10 protein-coding genes and 3 pseudogenes are annotated in these 9,358 nt (G+C 52.9%); 9 read left to right on the forward strand and 4 right to left on the reverse strand.

Annotation, left to right across the window (positions count from 1 at the left end; translation table 11 throughout):
- Nucleotides 1–6 precede the first annotated feature (6 nt).
- From GNF76_RS25490 to GNF76_RS25500, 3 genes are all read right to left on the reverse strand, one after another.
- Nucleotides 7–957: a DUF979 domain-containing protein gene (locus tag GNF76_RS25490; protein WP_155585838.1), complete on the reverse strand. Its 951-nt coding sequence runs from the start codon at nucleotides 955–957 to the stop codon at nucleotides 7–9.
- A complete protein-coding gene (locus GNF76_RS25495; RefSeq protein WP_155585839.1) occupies nucleotides 954–1,679 on the reverse strand; it encodes a DUF969 domain-containing protein in 726 nt (241 codons plus the stop codon). Before GNF76_RS25495 ends, GNF76_RS25490 begins: the two co-directional genes overlap by 4 nt.
- 512 nt (nucleotides 1,680–2,191) lie before the next feature.
- Nucleotides 2,192–3,313, reverse strand: coding sequence for an oxidoreductase (locus GNF76_RS25500; protein WP_178123582.1), 1,122 nt, complete (start codon nucleotides 3,311–3,313; stop codon nucleotides 2,192–2,194).
- Between the two features lie 99 nt (nucleotides 3,314–3,412).
- On the opposite strand from GNF76_RS25500, the gene GNF76_RS25505 reads away from it, so the two are divergent.
- From GNF76_RS25505 to GNF76_RS25530, 6 genes and pseudogenes are all read left to right on the forward strand, one after another.
- The gene (locus GNF76_RS25505; protein WP_155585840.1) at nucleotides 3,413–3,817 is read left to right on the forward strand and encodes a winged helix-turn-helix transcriptional regulator; all 405 of its coding nucleotides are present in this window, start codon (nucleotides 3,413–3,415) and stop codon (nucleotides 3,815–3,817) included.
- Nucleotides 3,816–4,115 (forward strand): annotated as a pseudogene (locus GNF76_RS25510) (helix-turn-helix domain-containing protein); the annotation flags it as partial. The gene GNF76_RS25505 and the pseudogene GNF76_RS25510, both read left to right, overlap by 2 nt.
- Nucleotides 4,106–4,213, forward strand: a pseudogene (locus GNF76_RS25515) (ATP-binding protein); the annotation flags it as partial. The pseudogenes GNF76_RS25510 and GNF76_RS25515, both read left to right, overlap by 10 nt.
- A 166-nt stretch (nucleotides 4,214–4,379) precedes the next feature.
- Complete coding sequence (locus GNF76_RS25520; RefSeq protein ID WP_155585841.1) at nucleotides 4,380–4,994, forward strand: hypothetical protein; 615 nt, start codon at nucleotides 4,380–4,382, stop codon at nucleotides 4,992–4,994.
- 312 nt (nucleotides 4,995–5,306) lie between these two features.
- A pseudogene (locus tag GNF76_RS25525) lies at nucleotides 5,307–5,541 on the forward strand (transposase domain-containing protein); the annotation flags it as partial.
- 26 nt (nucleotides 5,542–5,567) lie between these two features.
- Nucleotides 5,568–6,026 carry a GNAT family N-acetyltransferase gene (locus GNF76_RS25530; RefSeq protein ID WP_178123584.1) on the forward strand — a complete coding sequence of 153 codons (459 nt, stop codon included), beginning with the start codon at nucleotides 5,568–5,570 and terminating at the stop codon, nucleotides 6,024–6,026.
- A gap of 118 nt (nucleotides 6,027–6,144) precedes the next feature.
- Here the strand turns inward: GNF76_RS25530 and GNF76_RS25535 are convergent, their stop codons facing one another.
- Entirely contained in the window at nucleotides 6,145–6,492 is a 348-nt protein-coding gene (locus tag GNF76_RS25535) for a hypothetical protein (RefSeq protein ID WP_155585843.1), read from the reverse strand.
- A 168-nt stretch (nucleotides 6,493–6,660) separates the two neighbouring features.
- On the opposite strand from GNF76_RS25535, the gene GNF76_RS25540 reads away from it, so the two are divergent.
- From GNF76_RS25540 to GNF76_RS25550, 3 genes are all read left to right on the forward strand, one after another.
- Entirely contained in the window at nucleotides 6,661–7,350 is a 690-nt protein-coding gene (locus GNF76_RS25540; protein WP_155585844.1) for a hypothetical protein, read from the forward strand.
- Nucleotides 7,351–7,476: 126 nt separating this feature from the next.
- Nucleotides 7,477–8,304, forward strand: coding sequence for a metal-binding protein (locus GNF76_RS25545; protein WP_155585845.1), 828 nt, complete (start codon nucleotides 7,477–7,479; stop codon nucleotides 8,302–8,304).
- Between the two features lie 141 nt (nucleotides 8,305–8,445).
- Complete coding sequence (locus GNF76_RS25550; protein WP_155585846.1) at nucleotides 8,446–9,285, forward strand: hypothetical protein; 840 nt, start codon at nucleotides 8,446–8,448, stop codon at nucleotides 9,283–9,285.
- The last annotated feature ends 73 nt before the right edge of the window (nucleotides 9,286–9,358 follow it).

The following is a 9,358-nucleotide window of genomic DNA, read 5'->3' on the forward strand; positions in this document are numbered from 1 at the left end:
ATTGCCTCACATCAGCAGGTAGAGAAGGACAATATTGACCACCAACATCATCAACGCGGTGGGCATTTGCGCTTTGATCACTGCATTTTTGTCCGGTAGTTCCAACAGCGCTGCCGGGACAATATTGAAGTTCGCCGCCATCGGCGTCATCAACGTACCGCAATAGCCGGAGAACATGCCAATAGCGGCCATCACCGCCGGGTTAGCACCGTAAATGCCCACCAGCACCGGCACGCCGACGCCACCGGTCATCACCGGAAAGGCGGCGAAGCCATTGCCCATGATCACCGTGAAGAGCGCCATGCCCAAGACATAGACCATCACGGCCACCAACTTGTAGTCCAGGTTGATATAGGTGGTGGTGACATGGGCTACGGCGGTGCCGACCCCCGCTTCGTTGAACAGCAACCCGAGCATCGCCAGCATCTGCGGCAGCACCATCGCCCAACCGAGCGCCTCCGTCAGGCGGCGGGATTCGCGCAAAGCCTGCACCGGTGTGTCGCGAGTCAGCCAGCAGGCCAACCCCAAAGCGATCAGACAGCCCAACCCCAACGAGACAAACGTAGTGTTTTTTGGGTCCAGAAGCGGCACGCCGCCTATCTCGGTGTGTTTAAGCAGCACCGAGCCGATCACCGTCGTCAGGGGAATCGCCAGGGCCGGAATAAACAGCTTATGGCCCAACCGGCCGGCACTGGCTCGGGAAGCCTTGTCATGCAACTGCGCATGCACACCACGGCCTACACCACCCAAACCGGCAATAAGCGCCATCAATACGACACCGACGCCGATGGCAACCGAAGGCAGCCGCTCTCCCACCAGGAACGGAATCGCAAACAACAGCCAAAACAGCGAGCTGGACCAACGCTTGGGATGGGTTCGGTCGGCCAGGATCATGCCGGCGGTGATGAGCAGTAAAACCCCGGCCAACCAATACAGGTATTGAATGGAGATGATCATTGCGCTGACTCCGCCTGAGGAGCAACCGGTACGGCAGGCAAAAGCTCACGGGTAAGCCTTCGGTCAAAGCGGTGCAGACGGATCGCGTGAATGATAAAGGCGCATATTGCAGTGGGTATGCCCCAGACGGCGATATGCAGCGGTTCGACATCAATGCCCGAGCCCAGTAGGAAGGTATGCATCAACGCAATCGCGCCAAAGGCGACAAAGATGTCTTCGCCAAAAAACAGCCCCACATTGTCGGTCGCTGCACACATGGCCAAGACCTTGTGGCGAATCTTGTCCGGCAGTTTGCCGTAGCGCTTTTCAGCGGCACCTTCGGCCATCGGCGCCAGCAGCGGACGCACCATCTGTGGATGCCCGCCAAGGCTGGTCAGCCCCATGGCCGCCGTGGATTCACGAACAAACAGATAGATGATCAGCAAACGCCCGACAGTGGCCCGCTCGAATCGTGCAATCCAGTTCTGCGCATGCAGTCGCAAGCCATGCCGCTCCAGCAAGCCAATAACGGCCAGCGGTAACAACAGGATCAGTTGCAAGGCACGAGTCTGGAGAAAGCCATCGCCCATCGTGGCGAGGATCTTTTCCAAGGGGAAGTGAGCGGCAAACCCGGTGGCGATAGCGGCCGCCGTTACGACCAACAGCGGATTGAAGCGCAATACAAAGCCGACCACGATGACGAGTACGCCTATCAGCGGCCATAGGTTCACAACAGTTTGCATGGTGGTGAGGTCCTTAAGTGCGGGCTGCGGTGCCAATAAAGCAGGTAGTGAAAAAAGGCTCACTTCTCGAAATGGCGTGCAGCTCGGCTCGGTTTTTTATTATTGACCTGGAAGGTCGAGCGTCAGTGGCGGCATCTTTGCTGCTCGGGGCGGGAGGTGTCCAACAAGAAAAATTGTTGCTGCACACCAATAAAGTTTGTCGGCGATTGAGTGCTGCCCGAGAGGCGTTTGGAGGGTTTGCACCCGTTTTCGCCCTGGTAACAAAAAAAAGGGCCGACCTTTCGGTGAGCCCTTCCAGACCGCCCAGCAGAGCGGATTTTGTTTGGTAGACGCAATTGGACTCGAACCAACGAGCCCCGCCATGTCCAGGTGACTCCGGAATGCTCGTAACCGATTGATCCACAAGGTAAAACAAATCATTTAGGAAGGTGTCAAATTCACCAATTCGCCCTATAAGAATCAATAACTTACCGTTGTATATTCCCATAGTGGTTACCTTCCCCGGCCGAAACTCAGGAGAGCTCGGCCAAGTCTTTTACGTTAAAAGCCTTCAAGCCGTCCGCATTACCAGATCTGATCTTCGTCACCCATTGCGGATCACTGAGCAGTGCGCGTCCAACTGCGATCAGGTCGAACTCCTCTCTCTCCAATCGCTGCACTAAGTTATCAAGACTGGCTGGTTGTGAGCTTTCACCGCTGAAAGCGCCTATGAAGTCTCCAGACAATCCCACAGAACCAACACTGATAGTTGCTGCACCCGTCAGCTTCTTCGCCCAGCCAGCAAAGTTCAGTCCATTCTCGCCGTCCAGCTCCGGGAACTCAGCCTCCCAAAAGCGGCGTTGAGAGCAATGCAAAACGTCTACCCCGGCCTCCACCAGTGGTACCAACCAATCAGACATACTTTCAGGGGTTGTAGCCAGGCGGGCGTTGTAGTCCTGTTGCTTCCACTGACTCAGACGCAGGATTACCGGAAACTCGGGTCCTACGGCTGTGCGCACTGCTTTGACCACTTCAGCCGCGAACCGTGAGCGCTCCTTGATAGTAGCGCCGTTAAAATGGTCAGAGCGTTCATTCGTACCACTCCAAAAAAACTGGTCCAACAGATATCCGTGCGCACCATGTATCTCGACAGTATCGAATCCTAGTCGCTTAGAATCAGCAGCGGCTTTAGCGAACGCAGCGATGGTGTCGGCGATCGCCTCATCATTCATTGCCTCCCCCAGTCGCGTCTGAGGCGAGGCCAGCCCAGAGGGACTCTCAAACCCACCAGCCGGTGTCCAGTCTGTCTGGAAGCTGGCTGCTGCTCCTACGTGCCAAATTTGTGGCCCCATTCTGCCGCCGGCGCTATGGACACCATCTATTACGCTCTTCCAGCCTGCAAGCGATTCATCCCCATGGAAAAACGGGATCCCCGGAAGATTACGAGCTCCTGGGCGATCAATTACAGTCCCCTCAGATAAAATCAACCCTACTTCGTTTTCAGCGCGCTTGCGGTAATAGGCGGCGATATGATCGCCAGGCACACCGTCCGTCGCGAACGAGCGTGTCATAGGAGCCATGACAATTCGATTCTTCAGTGCCAAAGACTTAATCGTGAACGGCTGAAACAGAGGGTCGAGATTCGTAGAACTCACTGGAAGATGCTCCGAGCAAAAGGAGCCTTCATAGTATAAGATGTATACCTAATATCAATAAGGCACTTTAAAGTGATCAGGTATACTCAAGGAAACCATATGCAGAACAACAGTACTCAAACGTCAACCCAAAACGAGACTGCCCCAGTCGTCTATGAGTCTGGTTGCTCAAGCCGTTTACTGCTGGATCAGATCGCAGACAAATGGTCAATATTGATACTCGCAGCTCTCTGCAAGAATCCGCTTCGCTTCAATGAAATCAAACGCCGCCTGGACGGAATTACTCAAAAAGCCCTCACTCAAAGCCTACGGCGCCTTGAGCGCAATGGCATCCTGTCGCGCCGAGTCATTCCATCCTCTCAGGTAGCTGTTGAATACAGCATCACCGAGCTAGGCCATACTCTAGAGGAGCCATTTCGTGCGTTGTATATGTGGACGGTCCAGCATTCTGACGCGGTCATAAACGCACGCGCGGCGTTCGATCAGCTAACAGAGGATAGGTAAGGGGATCACAGGTCAAATCATGGATGTGATCAACAACATGCTGATTGATTTGATGGCCACCATGGCTCGACTGGATCAAGAGAAACGCGTGGAGCGTATCAAGCAAGGTCTGGAGAACAAGAAAGCTGCTGACCCTGACTGGAGGCCGTCAGGCAAAGGCAGGAACACTGCCAAATGGGAAGAGGTGAAGTCACTGATGCAGAAGCATCCAACGATGTCTGCTGACAAGATCGCCAAACTGGCTGACTGCGGTGTTGCCACGGTGTACAGGATCAAGCGAGAAGCCGCACCAGCCTGATGCCGGTGGACAAATGGCATGCACTGATCGGTGATCCGATCTTGAGCCATGCGATCCTCGATCGACTGGCTCACAACGCTTACCGGATCGAACTGTAGGGCGAATCGATGCGCAGGCGCTCGGCGAAATTGACGTCGACAGGGGCTTCAGACTAACAATGCGAACCTGCGTCGTTGCGCTCCGACAGCCTGACCGGATGGGCGAGGAACAGGTAACTGGATGGCGGGAATCCGCACTCTATGTTTCACAACAAGGAGGTTTCCATTGAATAAAGCACGCTTCGCTCTCGGGTTCTCAATTTACGCCACCCTTCAGGCTCTCTCGGTGGGGGCGAGGGCTGACAATCAATTATGGGTTACCACTGATCGCACTGACAGACACACCTGCCCATCGATTGAATGCGGAGTGGCGGGCCGCCTGATGTTCAGGGAGGGTGTCGAAGTCTTGGAGAAGAAGGGAAATTGGGTGCGTATTACCAAGGCGTACTCGGCATCCTGTGTTGGAGGAAAAAGCGAGTATGTGAAGGATGGTAATGACTTCTGCACAAGTGCCAACGGTATCAAAGATGGGAGGTTTGCCGAATGGGTCCAGACCAAGGACTTGAGTGGAAATCGTCCTGAAGATCCGGCAGAAGGGGCGAGTGGCGATGATGCACTTATCAAAGGGTCTGACGATTACAGGATTCACAAGACTCTATTCGCCAAGGCGGCCCGTCAACTGATAAATGATGGGACTTGCACAGAAGGTGACTTTCAAGAAATGGGTGGATGGATGGCCTCGACCAATCGGGGGACAGGTATGTACTTCACCTATTGTGGAGGGATGACACTCAGCAATAAGGTATACCTTGACGCGAAGTCGGGTAAGACCAGTCGCTGATGCGGAGATATCCAAGATGAGATTTCCAAACTGGCTGAATGCGGGATTGCCACCGCTTACCGAATTAAGCGAGAGACGAAGGCTGCCTGACGCTGGCCGTAGCCATTCGTCCGGATCGGTTCATATGGGACTCTCATGAGCCTCGATCTTATTTATGGTTCCCTTTGGACCTTGCTGGCTGACGCCGGATTTCGTTGTTAAGCCGCGCTTGCTTTCACGCCAGAATTTCAAGGGAATCGCCCCTGCTTATATTCCTGAATGCAAAACCAAACCAACATCACATGAGGCTATTTCCCACGGGGCAGGGCTGGAAATAACTGGGCGGAAAACCAGATCCGTCTATGGGCGTTAGGTCACAAGAATTGCTCGTTTGCCGGGTCGCTACGCAGCGGCAAACAAGCAGCGGCAATAATGAGTTTGATCCAGTCATGCGTGCATGAACGGGCATGATCCGTATGCTTACCTCAAGGACGTTTTGACCCGCCTGCTGACGCAGCGAGCAAGTGACGCTACCAGCTTGCTACCACGTCGTTGGGCGCCCGTTTAATCACTAACTATTCAAGGGAGAAAGCTGTGGACTTACGGATAGAGATAAGTGAAGCGCCTCAAGAGGTCGATTACCAAGCAATTTTGGCACCGTTGCGTGAATATAACCAAGCACAAACGGGGCTCTTCGGAACTGAAAAACTTGCGATCTTAATCAAGGATGACGTGGGAGCCACGCAGGGTGGGCTATACGCAAAAATTTCTGGGCAGTGGTTATTCGTTGAATTGTTGGTCGTACCTGAAGCCGCCCGAGGGCAGGGGTTGGGTGTAAAGTTGATGAACATGGCGGAAACTCTGGCGCGTAAGAAAGGCTGTCAAGGTATCTGGTTGGATACATTCTCCTTCCAAGCCCCGGACTTTTACCTCCGGCTCGGCTTCAGCATATTTGGAGAACTTAAGGATTACCCAGTCGTTGGATACAAACGGTTTTTTATGCAGAAACGATTTGATCTCAACAGGGATAACCCGAGTAACACCCAGCCTTGAGGCGATAAAAGGAAGAACCTAAGCAAGGTGTGTTATCCGGCCGCTTAATTCCCATCTGCCAAGGCTGCACTACTGACCAGCATTCCAACCACTGCAATTACTGCCTTCATCCTTGTTCTCATCGCGCTTGCCCCTTCTGGAGTTCGAGCAAGGCGCTCTCCGCAGCATCATTGAAAGTCTTCAAGGGATTTGCTCGGCAGTAGTTATCAAGCCACAACTGAACGCTTTTGGTGTCAGTGCCTTTGAAGTAGTCGATACTTGATTGACCGCTGGCCCTAGTGGCATACCCGGATAGCCATGTCATGTAGACGTGCACGCCAGCAGTTGCACCAGCTCGTGATTCCTCCGCTGCTGTCACAAACAGACCACAAGTTGTTGGTCCAAGTCCATAGGACATCGGCACTGCCATAGCCCCACCACTTACCACCGCTCCAGTCAGTGCAACTGCCCCAATCCATGCCTTCATGATGATTCTCTTGGTGTGCGGAAGCACGATGTTATCGGGCTCCTAGGCTTGATGCCAGTTAGCCTAACGTTCGCCCGTGCACACGCCAGCCATGATGTGACCTGAGACGCCTGAATCAACACTGTAGGTTAGTGGTACGCTTTGCCCCTCACAGAACGGAACTGGCACATGACAACCACATGGAAGCTGAAGCAACTTCAGGAATGGGTTGAGACAAATCGGCCTGAAGATAGCCAGACCGCCGACCTACCGAAGTCGCTTAGCCGCTCAGCCCTGATCGTCCAATACCACGCCCGGCTGGCAAGGGACGCGTTCGCAGAGTTTAAGCAGCCGGATGACAACAACTACAAAATGTTTGTCGCCATGATGAGCTTTGAGCCTGATTTCAGTAGGGCAGCTCTCGTTCATGAAGCCAACATCATTGCCACGATCCACACCGTGCGAAACTACGCTGACATTTTTGCCCAGCTCGCCAATACACTGGCTATGCCAATACCTTTACCTGAGCGTGATTCCACCTTCGGCAGGGTTGCAGACAAGCTGCCGGAATCAGCTCTGAAGCAAGGTATGTTGGCGCTGAATTCATCTTACTGGTTTCGCTACCTTGCAGCATTCAGCAACATCTCTAAGCACCGTCGTCTGTTGGAGAGCAAACCGAGCGTGTCCTTTGAAGAGGGCGTGAGCGGCCTGCGGGTAGAGAACTTCTCGTACACGTTCAGCTCAAAAGAAACTGAGACGGAGTTCCCACGCTGCTGGGGACATGATCTGCTTGAAGAAACGTATTCCGTGTATCGCCGAATTCTGGAGCTAGGACAGGCGTTGAATGAACACGTCTTGCATGACAGCCAAACCGACTGACTTGTAACGAGTATACCCGCAGCAAGTCGTGCTCGCCCCTAGCAGCCCCTCACATACCCACGGATAGATAGCAAATCGAGGTCGTGCTACAAATAAAACACACAAGGAATTGAGAGAGAGGACATCATGGGTGACTTTGCAAAATCGCTATCCGAACGAAGCAAACACACCAAGATCACAACCGGTCATTGCCTGATCTGCGGCATATACGGAACCCTCTCCCAAGATCATGTCCCCCCACAAGGAAGCATCACGGTAACTGCGGTGGAACAGGTCCACCTCACCGAAGCCTTCGACCTTCAGCGCCCAAAAGTGCAAGGCGTGCGATCTCCGAATGGCAGCAAATTCCGCACAATCTGCCGAAACTGCAACATGACAGCACTGGGTCAGAGTGACGGAGAAATCGCCGAGGTCTGCAAGTCTCTTACCCTCAAAATCAACCACTTTTTTAAGTATGCGAACAGCCCCGTTTCGAGTGTCTGCAACCCAGTAAACGCCCTGAAGTACGCACGCGCCATGGTTGGTCACGTCCTATCTGCAACGTCAGTAACGGAATGTGTTAAACCCGGCCAACCCACACCCTACTTCGATCCACTGAAAAAGTTTGTACTAGGCGATGATCACGCCATGAGCGATACACACGACATTTTCTACTGGTTTTTTCCACACAGGTATCATCAAAGCATCAAGCTCTTCAGCGTGAAGAACGGGCAGAACATGTGCTGCATGAGCCTCCTTTCCTTCTTTCCACTGGCGTTCCTTGTCACAGAGAAAGACAAGGGAATATATCCGGCAGGAGCGGTGAAGCTGGAGCTAACTGACAAGTCGCTGTTTTTGGATCTTTCGGGACGGAATGTTCGATTCTCCAGCTTCCCTGCGGTCGAGTTGCAAGGGGATCAGATAGTCGCACTGACTGCCCAGATGTCCATCGTTAGCTATCCAATAAAAAAGTAGCCGAGCCCCCCCGAACCAACGTAAATATCTCCATAGTGGGTATTAACACTAAAAGAGACCGGGAGCTTAAAAAACCACCCTCATTGATATTGGGCCGCACCACCAGCTTGTATCACCTCGCCAACTCCAAGGTGCCTCGACATGTCGGATCTAGCCTTTGTTTCTTCGTTCTCCAACAATGTACTGGTGATTCTTGATGGCCTTGGCGACGATGATCAGCAGAACGGTCGCTGGCTGGAGGAATCGGTCAACGATCTTTCCAACAAACTGCATAGGCCCGGATACTGCACCCGATTCAGGGTGTATGACGCAAAAGAACTCCATGCAACCCTCAAACTGATCGAAACCGATTGCAAGACAGGCACCACGAAGCCTGTCCTACACTTCGAATGTCACGGAGACCTAGAGAAGGGATTGTTTCTCGCCCGTAGCGGCGAATACGTTGGCTGGCAAACTCTGCTGCGCCTGATTTCAGGCATAAATATAGCCAGCAGGAACAACACAGGCTTGGTACTCGCCTCCTGCAACGGGTTTGAGATTACGAAGCTCGTACGCATAAATGAACCATGCTCATTTCACTTCGCTCTGGGGCCGGACACATCAGTGACAGCTGGCGAACTAAAAGAGGAAATGACAGCGTTCTACAGGATGATAATGGCAACCAACAACCTCAACGCAGCAATCGCTGAGCTCAAACCACACTACAAGCGCTTTCTTTGCACCGAGTGGCTTTACCTGAACTTTGCCAGTTTCGTGGTCACGAATTTTTCTGGCAAGGCAAAGGCTGCCATGGCCGAAAAGATTCTAGACAATCTCGTTGCCATGAGGAGTGGTAGACACCTGAAAGACCTACGCAAGAGAGTGAAAAAGCACATCAAGACCCCCGAAATCACATTTCAGGACGTATCAAAGACGTTTCTTCACAGCAAGAAACCTGTGAGCTACGCCCAGTTCGAAGCATTTGTGAAGCAAACTCACTAGCCCCTCTTTCTGCGTTCACATTGCCCAGTGTGAACGAACCCTATAATTTGTGAACGTTCTGAAGAAATCCAAG

Source organism: Pseudomonas spelaei (assembly GCF_009724245.1).
Taxonomy (GTDB): Bacteria; Pseudomonadota; Gammaproteobacteria; order Pseudomonadales; family Pseudomonadaceae; genus Aquipseudomonas; species Aquipseudomonas spelaei.

Coding starts and splice junctions, on each gene's coding strand:
- GNF76_RS25495 (WP_155585839.1), bottom strand. CDS start 1,679: ATGCAAACTGTTGTGAACCTATGGCCGCTGATAGGCGTACTCGTCATC.
- GNF76_RS25535 (WP_155585843.1), bottom strand. CDS start 6,492: ATGAAGGCATGGATTGGGGCAGTTGCACTGACTGGAGCGGTGGTAAGT.
- GNF76_RS25490 (WP_155585838.1), bottom strand. CDS start 957: ATGATCATCTCCATTCAATACCTGTATTGGTTGGCCGGGGTTTTACTG.
- GNF76_RS25540 (WP_155585844.1), top strand. CDS start 6,661: ATGACAACCACATGGAAGCTGAAGCAACTTCAGGAATGGGTTGAGACA.
- GNF76_RS25550 (WP_155585846.1), top strand. CDS start 8,446: ATGTCGGATCTAGCCTTTGTTTCTTCGTTCTCCAACAATGTACTGGTG.
- GNF76_RS25545 (WP_155585845.1), top strand. CDS start 7,477: ATGGGTGACTTTGCAAAATCGCTATCCGAACGAAGCAAACACACCAAG.
- GNF76_RS25505 (WP_155585840.1), top strand. CDS start 3,413: ATGCAGAACAACAGTACTCAAACGTCAACCCAAAACGAGACTGCCCCA.